Source organism: Polaribacter sp. (genome assembly GCF_039939415.1).
Lineage (GTDB): Bacteria > Bacteroidota > Bacteroidia > Flavobacteriales > Flavobacteriaceae > Polaribacter.
On sequence record NZ_JBDVJE010000048.1, the window covers coordinates 147673 to 170779 of the forward strand.

General features: G+C 29.4%; 19 protein-coding genes. 11 read left to right on the top strand and 8 right to left on the bottom strand.

Going from position 1 to position 23107, the window contains the following annotated elements:
- Positions 1–89: 89 nt before the first annotated feature.
- A complete protein-coding gene (locus ABJG40_RS07865; protein ID WP_348024032.1) occupies positions 90–2603 on the top strand; it encodes a DPP IV N-terminal domain-containing protein in 2514 nt (837 codons plus the stop codon).
- 75 nt (positions 2604–2678) lie between these two features.
- Here the strand turns inward: ABJG40_RS07865 and ABJG40_RS07870 are convergent, their stop codons facing one another.
- From ABJG40_RS07870 to ABJG40_RS07895, 6 genes are all read right to left on the bottom strand, one after another.
- Positions 2679–2885 (bottom strand): helix-turn-helix transcriptional regulator, encoded by a 207-nt coding sequence (locus tag ABJG40_RS07870; protein ID WP_348024033.1) that lies wholly within the window; start codon positions 2883–2885, stop codon positions 2679–2681.
- Between the two features lies 1 nt (position 2886).
- Complete coding sequence (locus ABJG40_RS07875; RefSeq protein WP_348024034.1) at positions 2887–3429, bottom strand: DUF2975 domain-containing protein; 543 nt, start codon at positions 3427–3429, stop codon at positions 2887–2889.
- Positions 3430–3472: 43 nt separating this feature from the next.
- On the bottom strand, positions 3473–4684 hold the full coding sequence (locus ABJG40_RS07880) for a retropepsin-like aspartic protease (protein WP_348024035.1): 1212 nt from the start codon (positions 4682–4684) through the stop codon (positions 3473–3475).
- A gap of 157 nt (positions 4685–4841) precedes the next feature.
- Entirely contained in the window at positions 4842–5276 is a 435-nt protein-coding gene (gene umuD, locus ABJG40_RS07885) for a translesion error-prone DNA polymerase V autoproteolytic subunit (protein WP_348024036.1), read from the bottom strand.
- Positions 5277–5330: 54 nt separating this feature from the next.
- Complete coding sequence (locus tag ABJG40_RS07890; protein ID WP_348024037.1) at positions 5331–6596, bottom strand: Y-family DNA polymerase; 1266 nt, start codon at positions 6594–6596, stop codon at positions 5331–5333.
- Positions 6597–6677: 81 nt separating this feature from the next.
- The gene (locus tag ABJG40_RS07895; protein WP_348024038.1) at positions 6678–8174 is read right to left on the bottom strand and encodes a PLP-dependent aminotransferase family protein; all 1497 of its coding nucleotides are present in this window, start codon (positions 8172–8174) and stop codon (positions 6678–6680) included.
- A 67-nt stretch (positions 8175–8241) separates the two neighbouring features.
- On the opposite strand from ABJG40_RS07895, the gene ABJG40_RS07900 reads away from it, so the two are divergent.
- The 4 genes from ABJG40_RS07900 to ABJG40_RS07915 all read left to right on the top strand — a co-directional run bounded on the left by ABJG40_RS07900 (position 8242) and on the right by ABJG40_RS07915 (position 12738).
- A complete protein-coding gene (locus ABJG40_RS07900; protein ID WP_348024039.1) occupies positions 8242–10068 on the top strand; it encodes a TonB-dependent receptor in 1827 nt (608 codons plus the stop codon).
- Positions 10069–10374: 306 nt separating this feature from the next.
- A complete protein-coding gene (locus ABJG40_RS07905) occupies positions 10375–10947 on the top strand; it encodes a hypothetical protein (RefSeq protein ID WP_348024040.1) in 573 nt (190 codons plus the stop codon).
- Positions 10948–10957: 10 nt separating this feature from the next.
- Positions 10958–12379, top strand: coding sequence for an SPFH domain-containing protein (locus tag ABJG40_RS07910; RefSeq protein WP_348024041.1), 1422 nt, complete (start codon positions 10958–10960; stop codon positions 12377–12379).
- A gap of 203 nt (positions 12380–12582) precedes the next feature.
- Positions 12583–12738, top strand: a complete 156-nt coding sequence (locus tag ABJG40_RS07915; RefSeq protein WP_348024042.1) for a hypothetical protein — start codon at positions 12583–12585, stop codon at positions 12736–12738.
- Between the two features lie 51 nt (positions 12739–12789).
- Here ABJG40_RS07915 and rseP read toward each other — a convergent pair whose 3' ends face one another.
- The gene (rseP, locus tag ABJG40_RS07920) at positions 12790–14136 is read right to left on the bottom strand and encodes an RIP metalloprotease RseP (RefSeq protein WP_348024043.1); all 1347 of its coding nucleotides are present in this window, start codon (positions 14134–14136) and stop codon (positions 12790–12792) included.
- A 172-nt stretch (positions 14137–14308) separates the two neighbouring features.
- Here rseP and ABJG40_RS07925 point away from each other — a divergent pair, with 172 nt between their 5' ends.
- The 4 genes from ABJG40_RS07925 (at position 14309) to ABJG40_RS07940 (ending at position 18068) form a co-directional block, all read left to right on the top strand.
- Entirely contained in the window at positions 14309–14989 is a 681-nt protein-coding gene (locus ABJG40_RS07925; RefSeq protein WP_348024044.1) for an SCO family protein, read from the top strand.
- Positions 14990–15040: 51 nt separating this feature from the next.
- A complete protein-coding gene (locus tag ABJG40_RS07930) occupies positions 15041–15265 on the top strand; it encodes a FeoA family protein (RefSeq protein WP_348024045.1) in 225 nt (74 codons plus the stop codon).
- A 6-nt stretch (positions 15266–15271) separates the two neighbouring features.
- A complete protein-coding gene (gene feoB, locus ABJG40_RS07935) occupies positions 15272–17383 on the top strand; it encodes a ferrous iron transport protein B (RefSeq protein ID WP_348024046.1) in 2112 nt (703 codons plus the stop codon).
- A gap of 151 nt (positions 17384–17534) precedes the next feature.
- On the top strand, positions 17535–18068 hold the full coding sequence (locus tag ABJG40_RS07940) for a DUF2911 domain-containing protein (protein WP_348024047.1): 534 nt from the start codon (positions 17535–17537) through the stop codon (positions 18066–18068).
- On the opposite strand, the gene ABJG40_RS07945 is transcribed toward ABJG40_RS07940, so the two are convergent.
- Complete coding sequence (locus tag ABJG40_RS07945) at positions 18069–18437, bottom strand: SPOR domain-containing protein (RefSeq protein ID WP_348024048.1); 369 nt, start codon at positions 18435–18437, stop codon at positions 18069–18071. It lies immediately after the preceding gene.
- A gap of 192 nt (positions 18438–18629) precedes the next feature.
- On the opposite strand from ABJG40_RS07945, the gene ABJG40_RS07950 reads away from it, so the two are divergent.
- Both ABJG40_RS07950 and ABJG40_RS07955 read left to right on the top strand, forming a co-directional pair.
- A complete protein-coding gene (locus ABJG40_RS07950) occupies positions 18630–19931 on the top strand; it encodes a cytochrome c3 family protein (protein ID WP_348024049.1) in 1302 nt (433 codons plus the stop codon).
- Between the two features lie 74 nt (positions 19932–20005).
- Complete coding sequence (locus ABJG40_RS07955) at positions 20006–23062, top strand: TAT-variant-translocated molybdopterin oxidoreductase (RefSeq protein ID WP_348024050.1); 3057 nt, start codon at positions 20006–20008, stop codon at positions 23060–23062.
- Positions 23063–23107 lie beyond the last annotated feature (45 nt).

Below are 23107 nucleotides of genomic sequence, written 5' to 3' on the forward strand. Positions count from 1 at the left end.
AAATTTTAACAAACTCTTCTTAAAAAATTTGTAGTGTAAATTGTTTTAATGAACTTTAGAGTTCATTAAAATCTAATCAAACACTACAAATGAAAAATTTCATCTTGTTTTTTGTATTTTTATTGTCAACAACAATAATTACTGCGCAAGAAACTCCCAAACCCAATTACAGAGCTGCAGCTAAATATTCGCCTAAAAATTTAGCAAAAATGGTGCACTCTACCAGTGTAAATCCTCATTGGTTAAAAAAAGGAAATCGTTTTTGGTATTCTTATAAAACTTCAGAAGGGTCTAATTATTACTTGGTAGATGTAGATAAAAAAACAAAAAAACCTCTTTTTGATAATGTTAAAATGGCAAAATGGTTAACACAAATAACCAAAGACCCTTATGATGCTAAACACTTACCACGTTTAAGTTTTAAATTTAATAAAGCTGAAAATGCCATTCGTTTTAGAGTTACAGCAACTGAAGAAGTTGAGGTTGTTGATAAAAAGAAAGAGGATAAAAAGGAAGTAAAAAAAGATTCTACATCAACCAAAAAAGCAAAAAAGAAAAAGCCAAAAATGGAGAAAAAAACCTACTACCTAGAATATAAATTAGGTGGAAATGGGTTAACAATTATCGATACTAAAAAGAAAGAAAAAGAACCTTGGAAAAAATGGGCAAATATTGCTCCTGATAGTTCAATTGTATTATATGGCAAAAATCATAATATCTATTGGATGGATAAAATGAACTTTAAAAAGTTTGTTAAAGATCAAAAAGATACCACAGTTGTAGAAAACCAATGGACAAAAGACGGAGAAGAAAATTACGGTTACACTTGGGGAGGTAGAGGACAAGATAATGTAGATAAAGAGAAAAAGAAAGATGATAGAAAAGGAGTTTGGGGAACATGGTCTCACGATTCTAAAAAGTTTGTTTTTCAAAAATCAGATTCTAGGCATATTAAAGATTTATGGGTAATAAATTCTACAGGTAAAAAAAGACCTACTTTAGAAACCTATAAATACCATATGCCAGGTGAACAAGAATATTACAAATCAGAATTATTAATTTTTGACATTCCTACAAAAACACATATTAAAGTTCCTTTAGATACACTTAAACAACAAAGTATTTCTGTTTTTAGAGCTCCAAGAAAACAATCTAGTAGAGATGATGATTTTAAACCAACCTTACTTTTATCAAAAAAAGGAAAAGTATATTTTAGTGTAATTTCTAGAGACAGAAAAAAGTTAGATATTAATGTTGCTGATATTAATACAGGTAAATATAAAACCTTAATTGAAGAGCGTTTTAATACGTATATAGAATCTAGACCTTTGGTTTTATTTAATAATGAAACAGAAATATTGCACTGGGCAGAAAGAGATGGTTGGGCACATTTTTACTTGTATGATGCTGAAGGAAATTTAAAAAACCAAGTTACAGATGGTAATTATCATGTAGATAATTTTGAAGGTTTAGATGAAAAAACAAGAACTTTATATTTTACCGCAAACGGCGTTAATAAAGAGCAAGACCCTTATTATGCACATATGTATAAAATAAATTTAAATGGTAGTGGATTACGTACTTTAAATAAAGGAAATTTTACAACTAGAACTAGTATGTCTGATTCTAATAAATATTTTATTAGTAATTTTTCTAGAGTAAATACTGTACCAAAATCGGAAGTTAGAGACGCTAATGGAAGAAAAGTTATGGATTTAGAAACAGCAGATTTATCGCAATTATTTGCATCAGGATATAAATTTCCAGAACCTTTTAAGGTAAAAGCAGATGATGGAATTACAGATATTTATGGTGTAATGTACAAGCCTTTTGATTTGGATTCTACCAAAGTATATCCGCTTTTAGAATACGTTTATCCTGGACCACAAACAGAAGCTGTAAATAAATATTTTTCTTTTAGAATGGATAGAGTTGATAGAATGGCACAAGTTGGTTTTATTGTAATTACATTAGGAAACAGAGGTGGGCATCCAGACAGATCTAAATGGTATCATAATTATGGTTATGGTAATTTACGCGATTATGGTTTAGCAGATAAAAAATACGTGGCACAGCAATTGGCAAATAAACATAAGTTTATCAACATTGAAAAAGTAGGAATTTACGGTCATTCAGGTGGTGGATTTATGTCTACAGCTGCAATGTTAGTGTATCCAGATTTCTTTAAAGCGGCAGTTTCATCTGCAGGAAATCATGATAATACAGTTTACAATTCTTGGTGGAGTGAAACACATCATGGAGTAAAAGAAGAAATTGATGCAAAAGGAAAAATTACTCATAAATATAAAATTGATGTAAATCAATCTTTGGCAAAAAACTTAAAAGGACATTTAATGTTGATTCACGGAGATATGGATAACAACGTAAATCCTGCTGGAACTATTAGAATGGCAAACGAATTAATTAAAGCAAATAAACGTTTTAAATTTATGGTAATGCCAGGTCAAAGACATGGTTTTGGTAATATGACAGAATATTCTTTTTGGTTAAGAGCAGATCATTTTAGTAAATATCTATTGGGTGAAGAAAATACAAGTGCAGATTTTATGTTTATGAATTTAGACAAACCTATGAATAGATAATATTTGTTAGTTTAAGCGTAATAGAAAACTTATATTTTGCAAAAACTCCGAATGAAAATTCGGGGTTTTTGTGTTTTAATCTTGTTGATATTCTAAAATATCCGAAGGTTGACATTCTAAAGCTTTACAAATAGCTTCTAAAGTTGTAAAACGGATTGCCTTTGCTTTACCCGATTTTAGAACAGATAAATTTGCTGTTGTAATACCAATAATTTCTGCCAGCTCTTTACTACGCATTTTGCGTTTGGCAAGCATTACGTCTAAGTTTACTATGATTGGCATATTATATTGTTAAATCGTTTTCTTCCTGTAGTCTTTGTCCTTTCTTAAAAATATCGATATATGTATAAATTATAAGTGCTATACAAGAGTGAATAAAAAGATAAAAATATTCTTCTTCAAAACTACCCTTTTCATTTTCGATCCAACCCATAATTATAATACCAGTATTTAAAATTATTGGAATAAAATTTAGTCTAAAGAATATTTTAAGTTTATTTAAAGACTTTGTTGTAAACAATTCATCTTCTATAAAAATTTTAAAAAATTCTTTTAACACATAAAAATATATTGAATAAAACAACAACCAAAGCCACATAAAAATAATGGTATATGAAAACTGATATTTAACAACTCCTTTTATAAATGGAATACTCATTTTGGCATTAAAACCATTTACGTCATTCTCTAAAATATCTACAAAAGGAGCGTCAAATAATCGATACTGTTCAATTAATGATAAAATTGAAAATAAAAATACAAACAAAAAGAAAGTACTAAACATGTAAAAGAAAGACTTTGCACAGATGTAAATAATTTTTTTCATAAAGTTTTATTTTTTCTAAATTTATTAAATAAACTTAAGAGCGTTACAGTAATTTTACTTTTTCTAAAATGAATTTAAGTTCTTTACCATTTCTTAATACCTTTATTTCTATTTTATCCGTTTCTAAATCGTTGAAAAGACCATTTTGTACAATTTTACACCATTGTTCTTGAGTTACGTGGGAATAATTTATTTTATTTATACTTAGAATTTGATCTCTGTATTTTAAAAATTTGGAGGCATCAATATCATCATATATATAGTCAACAAAGAGTTTGTTTTTTTCAAATGTAGGGTTAAAACCAAAAGCGACTCCTTCATTTTTTTCTCTTTTACTTTGTTTAATCAGTTTAAGACTTTTTGTTTTCCAGTTAAAAATAACTCTATAATTTTTAAGAAATTCTAATCCTATATTATTGTCTAGATCCTTTACTATAACAATAGCATCGTTTATATCATAATCGCCTATTTTAAAACTTTCAATTCTAGCCAAATGTGATTTTCTCATTTTTGCACTTTTTCCAAAAGCTCCAAAACCAGAACCACCAGAACCTCTAATAGATTTGTTAATTTTTTTTGATTCTTTTTGTTCGTTAAAAACTTTATAGCTCAAATGAGTATTACCAGGATTTCCTAGGTCTATTACATTATTTAATACTTTTTCTCCATTTACTTTTGTAATAATTGATACTTGATACGCATCACCTACAAATATTTTTGATTCAGAATAATCTGATGGTATATTTAGTGTTTCTTCGTTATCAGTAATGGTTATCATTTTGTTTTGAAAATCAAAATCCCAAACTGCATGCCTCATTAGGTTAGAACCTATTAGTCCATCTACTTCTAAACAAGCTAAATCTCCTTTTTTAAGATCTAATATAGAACCTATAGTTCCTTTAAAATTTATTCCACCAATTTCAATATCATCTAATTTTACATATGCTAAATTCGCTGACTTATTATTAATATCAGCAATATCAGATGAACCTGCAGTAACAACCTTTAACTTATCTGCTAATTCATTAGAAATAATATTAGTAGCCCCTGTATCTAAAATGAAATCGTAAACTTCTCCTTTAATTGTTACTTTTAAAAGAATATGTCCTGTTTTAGTATATTCAAACGGAAATGTTACTTTATAGTTTTTCTGAGTAACTTCTCCCACTTTAAGGATGTTTCTTATTTTTGCTCCTGCACAACCACTTAACATTATAGATAAGATTACTAAATACAATACGTTTTTAAATTTCATGTTTTTTTCTTTAAATATTTTTACAAATATATAAAAATTATCGAAAAACAATAATAAAGTATTTAAAAATGATAATTTTAATCATTTTACAACAAAAAAAATCAGAAGAATTAATTTCTGATTTTTATCTATTTTATGTAATATTTATATTTAATATCTAAACTTTTTTAATAACACTTGTTACAATTCCCCAAATTACAAAATCGTTATCTTCTGTAATGTTTATAATTGGATAATTAGGATTTTCTGGTTGTAACCAAACTTCGTTTTTTTCTACGCGTAAACGCTTTACAGTAAATTCTCCATCTAAAAAACAAACAGCAATTTTATTGTTTTCTGGTTCTAAGCTTCTATCAATAACCAATAAATCGTTATCATCTAAACCAGCATTAATCATAGATTGTCCTTTTACTTTAGCAAAAAACGTAGCGTCTTTGTTATGAATTAACTCATCATCTAAAGAAATACGTGTTTCTCTAAAATCGTCTGCAGGTGATGGAAATCCAGCTGAAATTCCTGTATCTACAAAAATAGCACCATTTCCTGATGAAGCTTTTGGCGTAAAAAATGTAAGATTTTTAGATGTATTCATAATACTTTGCAAAGTAAAACTTTTCTTTAAATAAAAGAATAAAAAAGTTTCAGGCTATTTTATAGCTTTTACAATTAAAACATCGTTAATGTTGGTTGTAAATTTTGGTGATAATCGCTCTTGACGCATTTTCCAAGTACGTTTTAAATCTTGATTACCCAATTTAATTTTGTCTGCTTTAAATTTACGATTTAAATGATCAATTGCAGACATTAAAGGTTTGTGTTTAGGGTTTTCTTCAGAAAATAAGTTCAACTGAAAATTATCATTGGGTACCAAACCAGATACAATAACTCCTGCTCTTTTGTATTTAATTCCGGGTTTAAAAATACTCTTTACAGCTTCTACTGCAGCTTTAGAAATTGTTAAAGTAGAATCTGTTGGATACGAAAAAACCACTGTTTTACTTTCTCTATGTTGTGCTAAATCTTTTTGATGACGATCGCTAGAAAGTTGCACAATTAACATATGACAACTCGATTCTTGATTTCGTAATTTTTCTGCACAACTTGCTGCAAACGTAGAAATTCGTTCTTTTAGATTGTCAATATCAGAATATGTGTATTCGAAACTTCTTGTGGTTGCAATCATCTTTTTTGATGAAACTTCTTCTAACGGAATTTTAGAAATGCCTTGTAAATCTTTTTGCAAACGCCATTCTATAATAGAAAAATTCTTTAAAACCCAATCGCTTGGTAATTGTGTAAAATCATACGCAGTTACACAACCTTTGGCTTGTAAACGTTTTTTTAAACGACTTCCAATTCCCCAAACATTACCAATTTTGGTCCATTTTAAGGCTTTAATTCTGTTTTCTTCACAATCAATTACGCAAATTCCTTTTGATTGTTTTAGGTTAGAACGCGCAATTTTGTTAGCAACTTTACTCAGTGCTTTAGTTGGTGCAATTCCTACACAAGTTGGTATGCCTGTCCATTTTAAAATTCGACTTCTCATTTTGGTTGCATATTCTGTTAAATCATAATTTTCAAAACCATTTAATTGTAAAAAAGATTCATCAATAGAATACATTTCTATATCTGGCGAAAAATCTGACAGAATATTCATTACTCTTGCACTCATATCTCCATATAAAGGATAATTTGAAGATAAAACCGTAATATTATTTGTTTTACAAAATGCATCCCATTTAAAAATTGGCGCTCCAAAAGGTAATTGTAATTTCTTAGCTTCATCACTCATAGAAATAACACAACCATCATTATTGCTTAAAATAGCAACAGGTTTATTTTGCAAGTTTGGGTTAAAAACTCGCTCGCAAGAAGCATAAAAATTATTACAATCTACAAGTGCAAACATGCTATAAAAGTATCAAAAAATAGCAGGCAAAAGACAGTTGTTAATATCTTAATCTGTTAAAATCGTTAAGTGAATATTAGTCTAACTTAATGATAGGTTTTTATAAGCATTTTTTAATTTATGAATAACAATTTCGATTTCTTCTTCATTTAAGTGTCCAAAACCGAAGCGAATTGCACAAGTAATTTTATTCTGATATAAAATAGTTTTGGGTAAAAATAAATCGTTTTTTTCTGCTTGCTCTGCCAGTTTAACTAAAGGTATTGTTGGGGTGAATGTTAACCAAATTGCCAAACCACCTTCAGGAATTTTCCATGCTGCAATTTTACCAAAATGCTTTAATAATAATTGGTTTAAGTAATCTCTTCTTTTTTTATAAATAACGATATTTTTTTTCATCAAGCGATGAATTTCTCCTTCATTTATTAATTCTGATAACATTTGCTGCTGAATTAAATCTCCTTGTTCATCTAATAAATACAAATAATTTTTTGCTTCTTGAATTAAATTTTCTGGCGCAATTACAAATCCGGTTTGGAAACTAGGAAACAAAGATTGCCCCAATTTACCTAGATAAATGACCATTCCATTTTCATCAGAATTTATCATTGGTAAAACAGGAGAATTATCAAACTGAAAATCATAATCAAAATCATCTTCAATAATGGCAAAACCAAATTCTTTGGCAAGTTTTAATAATGCTGTTCTGCGTTTTTCGCTTAAGGTAACTGTGGTTGGGTAATCTCTATGTGCACAAATATAAACGCATCTAATACTATTTTTGATGAAATTTTTTCTGATAAAATCAATATCTAAACCTTCATCATCAACAGGAACTGTAATGAGTTGAGCTCCTACTTGCTGAAATATCATATTAGAGGCGTAATTGCTTAAATCACCAACTAAAACAACATCATTTTTTTGAATTAAAAGTTGAGAAACAATGTACAAACTCATTTCTGTACTTCTGGTACTAATTAAGTTTTTTGGGCTTACATATAATCCTCTTGTGGCATTCAAATAATTACACAGTTGTGTTTGAAACATAGAGAGTGATGCTTCTTGAGGTCTGTTCCATTTTTTAATTAAGGTTTTACGTTTCATAGCTGCACTATACCATCTTGTAAATTGGTTTACTGGGTGCAAACGCAAATCTGGTTTACCATCATTAACAGAATATTTAGTTTTTGTTAATTGTACAGTAGATGCTAAATGAAAAGATTTTTGAAATTCGAAACCAGTAGTTTTTGCTAAACTTTGGTTATTATTAAATTCAATTTTTCTGTTTTTATTAGTGAATCCTACTTTTCTAGTAGATACAAAAGTTCCGCTATTAGGTTTAATAACCACCCAACCTTGTGATGCTAACTCATCGTAAATAGCTACAGCAGTATTTCTGTGAATTTGTAATGTTTTTGCAAGAGCTCTTGTGCCAGGTAATTTTGTTTTTTCTAGAATGATATTTCGTTGAAACAAGGTTACAAAAGCTTGAGAGCCCTGAATGTAAATAGCTTGTGTTTTAGATTTATCAAAATTGATATTTTTCTGAATTATTGATAAAAGTGGACTATCTGACATTTGTAAACCGGACTATTTTAAGCGGTTATAAAGTTACGACTTTTGCAGTCTAATTAAATCACTATTTATGAAAATTAAAATTACTTTAATAGTTAGTTTATTATTAACTGCTTTTCAGGTAAAAGCACAAGAAAACTCAGTAAAAAGAGATACTTTAAAAGAAGTTATTATTACTTCTTCTAGAATAGATTTACCGTTCAAAGAAAATTCTAGAACCATCAACGTTATCACATCAACAAATATAAAAAATAGTGCAGCAACAAACGTTGCCGATTTATTACAACAAGTTGCAGGTGTAGATGTTAGAAGAAGAGGAACTGCAGGTAGTCAAGCAGATTTATATATTAGAGGAGGTGGTTTCGATCAAACATTACTTTTAATTGATGGTGTAAAAATGGATGATGCACAAACAGGTCATCATACTTTAAATGCGGCTTTACCAATAGAAGTCATAGAAAGAATAGAAATTATTAAAGGCCCTGCAGCAAGAGTTTTTGGTCAAAATGCATTTACTGGAGCCATCAATATTGTAACTAAAAAGAAGTTAGAAACAACTACCTCATTAAATGTAGAAGCTGGTTCTTTTGGGCAATTAAACGGTTCTGTAACTGTTGGTAAAGAGTTTGAAAATTCATCAATTATTGCGCATGTTGGTGCATTAACTTCTGATGGTTATCGTGAAAATTCTGATTATAAAAACTATAATTATTTATTAAAAGCTGTTTTTAATAAAGCAAAACAACCTATAGAAGTATTAGCTACTTTTTTCGATAAAAAATTTGGGGCTCAAAATTTTTACACACCAACTTCTTGGGGATTTAATGAGTATGAAGAAACTCAAAGTAGTTTAGTTGGAGTTTCATCAACATTTAAAAAAGAAAACTTAAAGATTACACCTAGAATTTACTGGAAAAGAGGTCAAGATATTTTTCAATTAAAAAGAGAAGATCCTAGTTTTTATAGAAACTTGCACATTACCAATAAAGTAGGTGTAGAAACCAATGCTGCTTACACATCTAATTTAGGTATTACTGGTTTTGGTGTAGATATTTCTCGAGTTTTTATCAGTAGTAATAACTTAGGAAACAGAAACAGAACAATGGCAAATTTGTTTTTAGAACATCGTTTTAAACTAGCTGATGATAAGTTAGATATTACTCCAGGAGTTGCAGTTACGTACTTTTCAGACTTTAAATTTCATGCATTTCCAGGTTTAGATATAGGGTATCAAATCTCAGATAATTTAAAAGCATATGGTAATTTAGGAGTTACTTACAGAATACCAACTTATACAGATTTATATTACAATGATAGCAGTACAACTGGTAATCCTGATTTAAATCCAGAAGAAGCCTTTGCGCAAGAAATTGGTTTAAAATATGATTCTGAAAGATTTACAACTTCTGTAGCAATTTTTAATAGAAATGCAACCAACTTAATAGATTTTGTAAGATCAGATGAAACTGCAACAAAGTATGAAGCAACTAATATTGCAGAAGTAAACACAAAAGGTTTTGAATTGAATGCTGATTATCATTTTACTATAAGTGATTACAAGCAAACATTATCTTTTAGTTATAATTTTTTAGATGATGATATTTTAGACCAGAATAAAGATTTATCTCGTTATTCTTTAAACACCTTAAAACATCAATTTATTACGCGTTTTACAAGTAAATTATTTAAAAATGTTCGTCAGAATATTATTTACAAACATGCAGAAAGAACTGTGGGTACAAGTTATAATGTTTGGGATGCTTCTATTATTATCGCTATAAATAAAATCAACTTTACAATTACAGCAAATAATATCTTTAATGCAGATTATATAGAATCTGGTTTTGTGCCAATGCCACCAAGTAATGTGTTATTTGGATTGCGTTATGGTTTTTAGCTAAGAAATACTTTAATAAATTGAAAAGTCTTGATATAAAAATATATCAAGACTTTTTTATTTTAAAAAAAGGTGTAACAATTTAGTTGTTTTTGCTACTTATAGTAGAAACTCAAAATTAATTTAGTACTTCAATATTTTTATTTCTAGAATAACAAGGTTGTATATTGAAGGTTAAAATTAACAAAATAGCGCTTTTTAAAGTTGATTTTACTAAAAGAGAGTTTTCCTTTTTATTGATAGAATAAGTTAAATTATTCAGTCAAAAAATGGTATATTTAATCACTTTTTTAAAACTAATTAGCTATGATGGAATGGTTTCAAGAATTGTCGTCTTTTCAGAAGACATATTGGGTAATTACAGGTATTTCTACTATAATATTTTTATTTGTTTTAATAGGCACTTTTGTTGGTGCAGATACAGATGATATTGGTGATATAGATGCAGAAATTGATGCAGATACAGGAGCAGGGTTTCAATTTTTTACGTTAAAAAACTTAGTTGCATTTTTTACCATTTTTGGTTGGAGTGGAATTGCAAGTATAGATGCAGGAAACTCTAAACCTTTAACCATTTTTATTTCTTTGTTATGTGGCTTAGTTATGATGGCTGTTATGGCAGCAATGTTTTACTACATAAGTAAACTAACTTCTAGTGGAACTTTAAAAATGAAAAACGCTTTAAACTCTATTGGTGAAGTCTATTTAACAGTAGGTGCTAAAAGATCTAAAATAGGTAAAATTCAAATAAAGATTCAAGGAGCGTTAAGAGAGTTAGAAGCTTTAACAGACGCCAATGAAGATTTAAAACAAGGAACAATTATTAAAGTAATTGAAGTAACAAATAACGGAATATTAATTATAGAACCTCAAAATTAAAAAAATTACGATGCTAAATTTTATTATATTACAAAGTAACCCGTTTGCGGGTTTAATAGGAATAGGAATTGCAATTCTCTTTATTTTTATATTGATAGTTGCCATGATAAAACGCTACAAAAGATGTCCTTCAGACAGAATTTTAGTAGTGTATGGTAAAGTTGGTGGTGGTGAATCTGCTAAATGTATTCATGGTGGAGCTGCATTTATTTTTCCTGTTATTCAAGATTATGAATTTTTAGATTTAACGCCAATTTCTATTGAAGTAAATTTAATAAACGCACTTTCTAAACAAAATATTCGTGTAAATGTTCCAAGTAGATTTACAATTGGTGTTTCTACAGAACCAGGAATTATGCAAAATGCTGCAGAAAGATTATTAGGTTTAGGACAGAATGAAATTCAAGAGTTAGCACAAGAAATCATTTTTGGTCAGTTACGTTTAGTAGTTGCATCAATGGATATTGAAGAAATTAACTCAGATAGAGATAAGTTTTTAACGAATATTTCTAAATCGGTAGAATCAGAATTAAAGAAAGTTGGTTTAAAATTAATCAACGTAAACATTACAGATATTGTTGACGAATCTGGTTATATTGAAGCTTTAGGTAAAGAAGCAGCAGCACATGCAATTAACGCAGCAAGAAAATCTGTAGCAGAAAAAAATAGAGATGGTTCTATTGGAGAAGCAAATGCTGTACAAGATGAAAGAACACAAGTTGCAGCTGCAAATGCACAAGCTGTAGATGGAGAAAATACAGCAAAAATTGCGGTTGCAAACTCAGATTCTTTGCGTAGACAAAGAGAAGCAGAAGCAGAAAGAGTGGCAATTGCATCAGAAAAAGTACAATCTGCAAAAGCTTTAGAAGAATCTTATGCAGCAGAAAAAGAAGCAGAATTGGCAAGGGCAGAAAGAGAACGTTCATCACAAGTAGCAGATGTTATTGTACCAGCAGAAATAGATAAACGTAAAGTTGAGATTGATGCAGAAGCAGAAGCAGAAAACATTAGAAGAATTGCAAAAGGAGAAGCAGATGCAATTTTATTTAAAGCACAAGCAGAAGCGCAAGGTTTGTATGAAGTATTAACAAAGCAAGCAGCAGGTTTAGATCAAATAGTAAAAGCAGCAGGTAATGATTCTCAAAATGCAGCCTTATTATTAATTGCTGATAAATTACCAGAATTAGTAAAAACACAAGCAGAAGCAATTAAAAACATTAAAATTGATAAAGTTACTGTTTGGGAAAATGGTGGAGGAAAAGATGGTAAATCATCTACATCTAACTTTATTTCTGGTATGTATAAATCTGTACCACCATTACAAGAAATGTTTAATATGGCAGGTATGCAATTACCAGATTATTTAAAAGGAAAAGAAATTTCTTTAGATGATAAAACAGAAACTATAGAGTCAAAAGATGTTGATTCTTAGATAATTAAAGTATTATTTTTTACTTAAAGCCATCATTCATAATTTAGGATGATGGTTTTTTTTGTTAAATATTCAAAAAATTAATATTTAAATTTCATTAATTATAAAAATTAGTATTACATAATTAAACAGGTATAATTACTTGTTTGTATTGTGTTGGTTTATAGTAAATTGCATCCGTTAAACAAATATTTTTCCCAGTTATGAAAGCATGTCCAAGGTGTAAGTCTGTTTCTAGAAATAGAATGAAAAGAAGCCCAATGGCTAAGTTAATTCCAGGTACAAAAGCTTATTCTTGTGATAAGTGTAATACTCAGTATACTTGGATTTCTTTTGTTAATCGTTCTTTAAGGATCTAAAAAAAAAGCCTCACAAAGTGTGAGGCTTTTTTTTATTTTAAAGAATTAGGTTTACTTAAATAACCTAAAAATATCGTTACCATTTGCAAAAAGCAACAAAGCAATTAGTAGAATAAAACCAACAACTTGAGCGTATTCTAAAAATTTGTCTCCAGGCTTTTTACCAGTAATCATTTCCCAAAGGGTAAAAACTACATGTCCACCATCTAAAGCTGGTATTGGTAAAAGGTTCATAAAACCTAACATAATAGATAAAAATGCTGTAATGTTCCAGAAAGATTGAGCGCTCCATTCAGAAGGAAAAATACTTCCAATAGAAATAAAACCACCTAAACCTTTATAAGCTCCAGTGCTTGGATTAAATATTTTCTTTAATTGCTTCATGTAATCTGTAAGAGTTTTTACAGACTTGTTCCACCCTGCAGGAATTGCTTCTGCAAAAGAATATTCAATATTTGCTAAATTATAATAACCTAATTTTTCTAAATCTTTAAAAGATAATTGTCCTAAGCCAACTCCTAATTTACCTTTATCAGTAACTTTAACAGCAATTTCTTTAGTTTCTATACCTCTTTTTACGGTAATAGAAATGTCTTGATTTTTAAATTTATCTAATTCAGTTTGAGCTTCATCAAAATAATTTATTGCATTTCCATTTATTGCAACAACAATATCTTTTGCTTTTAAATCAGAATCTAAATTAGGAGAGTCTTCAGAAATACCAGCAATTACAAAAGGATATCTAGGTAATAAAACAGCTCCTGCGTCTTTACCTCTATCTACTAATTGAGAAATAAAATTTTCTGGAATAACTTTATCTATTACTTCTCCATTTCTTTCTATTTGAAAATTATTTCCGTTTACAAACCCTAAGGTTAACTCAGAGAATTTTTTAATTTTCTCTCCATCAATCGTTAAAATTTTATCACCAGTCTGTACCCCTAAATTCATAGCTAAAGAATCTTGTACCCAAACACCATCTGTTACATTCTCGTTAGGTAAGAATTTTTCTCCATAAGCATACATTAACATGATGTAGATAAAAATTCCTAAAACAAAGTTTACAAAAACACCACCTAGCATAATAATTAAACGTTGCCACGCAGGTTTAGAACGAAATTCCCAAGGTTGTGGTGGTAAAGCCATTTGCTCAGTATCCATACTTTCATCTATCATTCCAGATATTTTTACATATCCACCTAAAGGAATCCAACCAATACCATAAACAGTTTCTCCTACTTTTTTCTTAAAAAGTGAAAATTTATAATCGAAGAATAAGTAGAATTTTTCTACTCTAGTTTTAAACAATTTTGCAGGGATAAAGTGCCCTAACTCGTGCAAAACAATTAATAAAGATAAACTTAAAATAAATTGCGATGCTTTTATTAATATTTCCATTCAGCGTTAAATCATAATTAAAATAGTGGCAAATGTACGTTTTTAAAGAGAGTATTAAAAGTACAATTTTAGGTACGTTTTTATTTTAACAAAGATTTTAGATAGTATTTGTTTTTGATTGTTTTTTTAAGGGGTTTATAAGTCGTAAATTTGTAGTTTTAAAAGTTGTTTTATGGAGTTAAAATTCTTTAAAAAGTCTATTCCAACACTAATTTTCTTAGTGGTGTTTTCTGCTGTAGGTGTAACTGTGTTTTATCATTTGTTAAAAGTAGATAATCGTCTTAAAATTTATAATCCTATAGATGTTAACCCAAGATTGGTAGATGAAAGTTTGGTTCATGTTAAAAAAAACCACACAATTGCAGATTTTAGTTTAATCAATCAAAATGGAAATCTCATTACCAATAATAATTATAAAGATAAAATTTACATTGCAGATTTCTTTTTTACACGTTGTCAAACTATTTGTATAGCAATGGCTTATAATATGAGTGAATTACAAGAGTATTATAAAACAGATAATGATATTATGTTTTTGTCTCATTCTGTAACGCCTGTTATAGATAGCGTTTCTGTATTAAAAAAATACGCAGATAAAAAAGGTGTAATTGATGGAAAGTGGAATGTAACTACTGGTAGTAAAAAGCATATTTATGACTTAGCTAGAAAAAGTTATTTTGCTGTTTTAGATGAAGGAAATGGAGATGAAAACGACTTTATTCATACAGAGCAATTTGTTTTAGTAGATAAAGAAAGACGTATTCGTGGGTATTATGATGGTACTGATAAAAAAGATATGGAAAAATTAAAAAACGATGTTGTTTTGTTAAAAGAAGAATATGCTTCTAAATAAGTTGTTTAGAATGATTCTAAATTCATATCTTTGTTCTCCAAATAAAATTAATTGAGCACAATAGCTACTTTACGAAAAGGAGAAATAGGTTATATTTCTGAAGAATCATTAGATATTATTCCTTTAAAATTACTAGAAATGGGTTGTTTACCTGGTGCAGAGGTGCAATTAGTGCAAATAGCGCCATTAAAAGATCCAATATATATCTGTGTAAACGGAAGTCATTTAGCAATTAGAAAAGAAACTGCTTCTCAAATACAAATCCTGAAAAGTTAAAGTTAAATGCCTAAAAACGATATAAAAGTTGCTTTAATAGGGAATCCTAACACAGGTAAAACTTCGCTTTTTAATCAACTTACAGGATTAAATCAAAAAGTAGGAAATTACCCAGGTATTACTGTAGATAAAAAAGAAGGTGTTAGTAAATTGTCTTCCACACAAAATGCAATAATTACAGATTTGCCTGGTACTTATAGTATTAACCCTACTTCTTTAGATGAAAGTATAGTTTTAAAAACCTTGTTAAAAAAGGATATTAAAGAATCTCCAGACGTTATTTTAGTAGTTGCAGATGTAGAAAACCTTAAAAGAAATTTATTACTTTTTTCTCAAATTAAAGACTTAGAAGTTCCAACAGTTTTGGCAATCAATATGGTTGATCAAATGAATAGAAAAGGAATTACTATTGATTTATCACTTTTAAAAAAAGAATTAAATACAGAAGTGGTTCTAATAAGTGCAAGAAAAAATGAAGGAATTAATGATGTGAAGGCAGCAATTATTAGGTGTCATGTAGCTGCAAAAGCATCTCCTTTGTGTGGAATTAATCATAAAATAGATCCAGATTATTTTACAAAATTAAAAGAAATTAGCCCCAACTATTCTTTGTATGAATTATGGCTAATGGTTACTCAAAATAATTATCCAGAAAAAATTACTAAAGAAGAGAAAAATAAATTACTTGCCTTTAAAGAAGATGTTTCTAAACTAAAAAAATATCAACATAAAGAAACTATTTATAGGTATCAAGAAATTAATAAAATTCTTAAGAAAACATACATTGTAGATAAAACAAAAGCAAAAGATTTACGCAGTAAGTTAGATAGAATTTTTACTCATAAAATATTTGGATACTTCTTTTTTATCTTTTTACTATTATTAATTTTTCAGTCTGTTTTTGATTGGGCATCTGTACCTATGGATTTTATCGATTCAACTTTTGCTGAGTTATCAGATTTTGCAAGAAGCAATTTACCAAAAGGCATCCTTACAGACTTATTGTCAGAAGGAATTATACCTGGTATTGGAGGTGTAATTATTTTTATTCCACAAATTGCCATTTTATTTTTATTTATAGCCATTTTAGAAGAAACAGGTTATATGAGTAGAGTTGTGTTTTTAATGGATAAGATTATGAGGCGTTTTGGTATGAATGGTAAAAGTATTATTCCGTTAATTTCTGGAACAGCATGTGCAATTCCTGCAATTATGGCAACAAGAACAATATCTAGTTGGAAAGAAAGATTAATTACAATTTTAGTTACACCTTTTACAACATGTTCTGCACGTTTGCCTGTTTATGCTATATTAATTGCATTAATTATACCAGATAAAAAAATATTTGGAATTTTAAATTTACAAGGTTTAGTGCTGTTATCTTTATATGCTTTGGGTTTTGTAACTGCAGTTTTAGCAGCGTATATTTTACATAAAACGTTAAAAGTAAAAACGAAATCATTTTTTGTGGTAGAAATGCCAAATTATAAACTACCGTCTGTAAAAAATGTGTTTTTTGAAGTTGTAGAAAAAACGAAATCATTTGTTTTAGAAGCCGGAAAAATAATTTTAGCCTTATCTGTTATTTTATGGTTTTTGGCATCTAATGGGCCAGCTTCTTTTAAAAATGCAGAAAAAAATACGATTGAAAACTTTGCAAATCAAAATTTATCTGATGTAGAGTTGCAACAAAAAATTGCATCAGCAAAATTAGAAAAATCATATATAGGAATCCTTGGAAAAACCATAGAGCCAACAATAAAACCTTTAGGGTATGATTGGAAAATTGGTATTGCTTTAATAACATCTTTAGCAGCAAGAGAAGTTTTTGTAGGTACCTTAGCAACAATCTATAGTGTAGAATCTGATGATGAAGATACATCTACTATTAAAGAAAAAATGAGATCAGAAATTAATATAGAGACAGGTAAAAACAGGTTTAATTTCCCTGTAGGAATGTCTCTAATGGTTTTTTATGCTTTTGCAATGCAATGTATGGCAACATTGGCTATTGTAAAGCGTGAAACTAAAACTTGGAAATGGCCTTTAATTCAATTATTTGGAATGGGTTTATTGGCTTATGTTGCTTCATTTATAACCTATCAAATACTAAGTTAATGCAAGAGGTTGTTACTTATTTATTGGTTGCTTTAGCAGTTGTTTTTCTGGTGAAAAAATTTATTTTTCCATCAAAAAAAAGTAAAGGTTGTAATCCAGATTGTGGTTGTTAAAAATTATAAAAAATATTATTATAACATTTGCTTTTTTTGTGTTTACCTTAATATCAACAACAAATACTCTTTCTCAAAAATTTCCAAGATTAGATGTGAGTCCTCTAGATGCAGCATTTTATCCTAGTCATAGGAAAGATTCAAATAAATTTGTAAAAGTTATATACGGTAGGCCTCAATTAAAAGGTAGAGAATTATCTACTTTGGCAACTGTTTCAGATAAAGGTGTTTGGAGAACAGGTGCTAATGAAGCTCCAGAAATTACTTTCTTTAAAGATGCTTTGTTTGCTGGTAAAATGGTAAAAGCAGGTACTTACACATTATTTACAATTCCTGCAGAAAAGGAATGGACATTAATTCTTAGTTCTGTAAGAAATGTTTGGGGTCATTATACTTATGATAAAAAAGATGATGTATTAAGGGTTAAAGGAAAAGTTACTGAATCAGAAAAAAGTATTGAATCATTTTCAATTACTTTTAATAAAAATGAAGACGAATTTATAAATATGTATTTAGGTTGGGGTAATACAATAGTTTCGGTTTCTTTAAAAGAAGTTGTAGAAAAAAACTAATTATTTACCCATAGGAACTACTATTATTCCAGAAAATTTTTCTTGAAATTTTATTAGGTCTTTATCAGCCTCTAGTTTCGTTTTGTATTTACCAACTTGTACTTTCCATTCTGGTGCAGTGTAAATCAATTTAGAAACACTTTCGGAAAATTCAATATTAAATTTTGCTCTAAACTTTCTAGCTTGTTCCTCTGTACCGTTATAAAGTTGAATTCTATAACCAAATCCATACTCTTTATTAAAACTTCTTTTTTTAGAGATAATACTCTTTATTTCTGCAGATTTATTTGTGCTGTTTTGTGAAAAAGCAGCATAATTTGTTGCTAATAAAACAATCAAAAAAGTAACATAAAATGATTTATTGTTCATGTAATTAAATATTTTCTACAAAAATAACGACTTGTTTAGTAATAAATTAGAAAATACGCTTATTTAGAACTATTATAAATTAAGTTTAACATTCCTTTAGCGTTTTAAATTTTAGGAAGAAGTAGTACTTTTGTCAAACCGAAAAAAATGACTTTTATCATTTTATATTAGATATTTTAACAAAGTTTAAATATGAAAAGTGTAAAATTACACAATAGACTAGCCACAATACTTCTAAAAAGTTTTACTTTTCTTTTAATTTTTGCATTCAGTTTATCATCTTTTTCTCAAGATGTAGATGAAGCTCGTCAAAAAGAAGGTAAGAAGTTGTTCAAATCTTTATGTGCATCTTGTCATAAGTTAGATAAGAAACTTATTGGGCCAGCTTTAGCAGGAGTAGAAGAGAGAAGAGAAAATGATTGGTTAAAAGCTTGGATTAAAAACAATGCAGAATTAAGAGCTTCTGGAGATAAAGAAGCAAACGCAATCTTTGATGAGTACAAAGGTTCTAATATGACTGCTTTTCCACAATTGTCAGATCAAAATGTCGACGATATTTTATACTATACAACTGTAGGTGAAATTAAAAAGAAAGTAGCTATTGTAGAAGGTGCTGTAAAAACTTCTTCTTCTGAAGCTCCAGGGTGGTTAATATATGTCTTAGCTGCTGCAATTATTGTTGCTTTTTTAATGATTGCGAGTTTATTGAAGCAGGTAAATGAGTTAAAAGGTAATACTGCCCCAGGAGAAAGTTCAAGTTTTAAAAGAGATTTACATGAACTTTGGGAAGGTTTAAAGAAAAATACATTCTTAAAAGTGTTAACTACAATATTTCTAATGTTAATTGGAGCATATGTATTGTTTGGTACTTTATTTAAAGTTGGTGTAGATGAAGGTTATCAACCAATTCAACCAATTGCTTTTTCTCATAAAATACACGCAGGAGATAATAAGATAGATTGTCAATACTGTCATACAGCTGCAAAACACAGTAAAACATCGGGTATACCTTCTGTTAATGTTTGTATGAATTGTCATAAAAATATTTCTGAAGTTGCAGATGATACTGTAGTAGAATTAGAAGATGGAGTTGTTCTTGGTAAAGAAGAATTAGATTTAGAAATTGCTAAAATTTATAAGGCTGCTGGTTGGGATGCTGATAACTTAGAGTATACAGGAGAAACTTCACCAATTAAATGGGTTAGAGTTCATAATTTACCAGACTTTGTTTACTATAATCACTCACAACACGTAACTGTAGCAGGCTTAGAGTGTCAAAAATGCCATGGACCTGTAGAAGAAATGGATGAATTATATCAATATTCTCCATTAACAATGGGGTGGTGTATAGATTGTCATAAAGAAACTAAAGTGGATTTAAAAGGTAACGAGTACTACAAGAAAATTCATGAAGACTTGGCAAAGAAATACAATGTAGATCAGGTTACCATTTCGCAATTAGGTGGTAAAGAATGTGGTAAGTGTCACTATTAATTGAGTATTAAAAATTAAAAGATTTAAGAGTTAATAAATTTTTAAATCTTTCAATCATTAAATAAAAAGTATAAATGGCTTCAGACAAAAAATACTGGCAAAGTGTTGAGGAACTAAAAGATAGTTCTATTGTTGAAACGTTAAGTAAAAACGAATTTGTAGAAGAAATTCCAACAGATCAGTTTTTAGGTGATAAAGAAACATTAGAAAACTCTTCTACTTCACGTAGAGACTTTTTAAAATATGTTGGATTTACTACTGCTGCAGCATCTTTAGCTGCTTGTGAAGGTCCAGTTAGAAAGTCTATTCCTTATGTTGTAAAACCAGATGATATCACTCTTGGTGTTGCAGATTGGTATGCAACATCTATAGCAGATGGATACGATTTTGCAAATGTGTTAGTTAAAACACGAGAAGGGCGTCCAATTCAAATTATGCCTAATAAAGAAGCAAACGGAACAACTAGCGCAAGAGTACAAGCTGCTGTTTTGTCTTTATATGATGAAAAATTACGTTTAAAAGAGCCTACTAAAGGAGGTGAGGTTATTTCTTGGGCAGTTGCAGATAAGGAAATTAAAGCCAAATTAAGTGTATTAAAAGAAGCAAATAAGCCTGTTGTTTTATTAACAGGATCTATTGCAAGTCCATCAACAGAGAAAATTATAACAGAATTTATTGCTGTAAATCCAAATACAAAGCATGTTGTGTATGACGCAATTTCAGAATCTGGAGCTGCAGATGCAATGTTAGCAATGTATGGTAAACGTGCTTTACCAAATTATCATTTAGATAAAGCAAAAACGATAGTTTCTTTTGGTGCAGATTTCCTTGGAGATTTTCATGGAGGTTTTGAAAAGCAATTTATTGCCGGTAGAAAACCAGAAACAGGACACATGTCTTACCATGTGCAGTTTGAAAGTAATATGTCTTTAACTGGTGCAAATTCTGATAAAAGAGTGGTTGTAAAACCTTCTGATCAAGTATTTGCATTGTTAAATTTATACAATGCTGTTACAGGAGCAAATGTTCCTTCTAAAGCAACTGCTGCAGACGCAGAGGTTAAGAAAATGGCTAAAGAATTAAAGAAAGCTGGTTCTAAAGGTGTTGTTTTAACAGGTTTAAATGATGTTAATGCTCAATTAGTCTCTTTAGAAATTAATAAAGCATTAAATAGTGAAATAATTGACACTGTAAATACATTAAATATCCGTCAAGGAAATGATGCAGAAGTTGCTCAATTAGTTTCTGAGATGAAAGCTGGTAAGATATCAGGATTAATTTCTTACAATGTAGACCCAATATATTCATTGCCTAATTCATCAGATTTTGTTGATGGATTAAAGAAATTAGAGTTATCAATTGCATTATCTACAGAGAATAATGAAACTGTAAACGCATCTAGTTTTGCATTACCAACTCCACATTTCTTAGAGTCTTGGGGAGATACTCAATTTGATGAGGTAACTTATGGTTTAATGCAACCAACAATTCAACCTTTATTTAATACACGTCAAGTTCAAGACACTTTATTAAATTGGTCTGGAGATACTACTAAATATTACGATTATTTAAAATCTTATGCTACTTCTAATGATTTAGTTGGTGGTTCTTGGAATACTGCTTTACATAACGGTTTCTTTAATAAAGAAGTTATTGAAGTTGTAGAAACTATAGAAACGTCAGTTGTAATATCTGATGTTGCTTCTAAATTAGCAAGTTCAGCAAAAAAAGCATCTGGTTTTGAATTAAACTTATATGCTAAAACAGGTTTAGGAGATGGTAAACAGGCTAACAATCCTTGGTTACAAGAATTTCCTGATCCAATTACAAGAGCTTCTTGGGATAACTACTTAACAATGTCTATTGCTGATGCAAAAGAATTAGGTTTCGAAAATCCAGTAAAAGATAATGGAGCAATAGATGGTGATTATGCAAAAATTACTGTAAACGGAGTTTCTGTAACTGTTCCAGTAATGATACAACCAGGGCAAGCAAAAGGTTCTGTTGGTTTAGCTGTTGGTTTTGGTAAAACTTTCGGATTAAAAGAAGAAATGCAAGTTGGTGTTAATGCTTATCCATTATATACAAATGGTAATAATATTCAATACGGAGTTACAATAGAAAAAGTTTCTGGAACTCATAAGTTTGCATGTACGCAAGTACAAAAAACGATTGCAGGTCGTCATGATATTTTAAAAGTAGCTTCTTTAAAAGAGTACAATAGTAGTGCAGATCCAAAACACACTTGGAATAAGCCTTCTTTTGTTTCTTATGATCATAACGAGGTTGAAGCTAATACTATAGATTTATGGGATGAGCACAATAGAGAAATTGGTCATCATTTTAATTTATCTATAGACTTAACATCATGTACAGGTTGTGGAGCCTGTGTTGTTGCATGTCATGCAGAAAATAATGTGCCAGTTGTAGGTAAAAAAGAAGTTAGAGTTGGTAGAGATATGCATTGGTTGCGTATTGATAGATATTATTCTTCTGAAGTAGAAACTAGAGAAGAAGCAAAAGCAATGGGCTTAAGTGGAGGAGACTTATATGAAGTTTTAGAAACTGAAGCAGAAAATCCAGAAGTTACTTTCCAACCAATGATGTGCCAGCACTGTAATCATGCTCCTTGTGAGACTGTTTGTCCTGTTGCAGCTACATCTCATGGTCGTCAAGGTCAAAACCAAATGGCTTATAACAGATGTGTTGGTACAAGATATTGTGCAAACAACTGTCCATATAGAGTTCGTCGTTTTAACTGGTTTAATTATGCAAATAATAACGAGTTTGACTTTAATATGAACAATGAGTATGGTAAAATGGTTTTAAATCCAGATGTTGTAGTTCGTTCTAGAGGAGTTATGGAAAAATGTTCTATGTGTATTCAAATGACACAAGCAACAATTTTAAAAGCCAAGAAAGAAGGTAGAGCTATTAATACAGATGAGTTTGAAACAGCTTGTTCATCAGCATGTACAACTGGCGCTATGGTTTTTGGAGACATTAATAACGAAAAAGATAAAGTAGCATCATTAGTAAAAGATAAAAGAGCTTATGGCGTGTTAGATTATTTGCAAACAAAACCAAATGTAATCTATCAAGTTAAAGTTAAAAATACAAACGAAGCGTAACAAATAGTAAAGTTTTAATGTTTTGCATTATACTTTAAATCAATA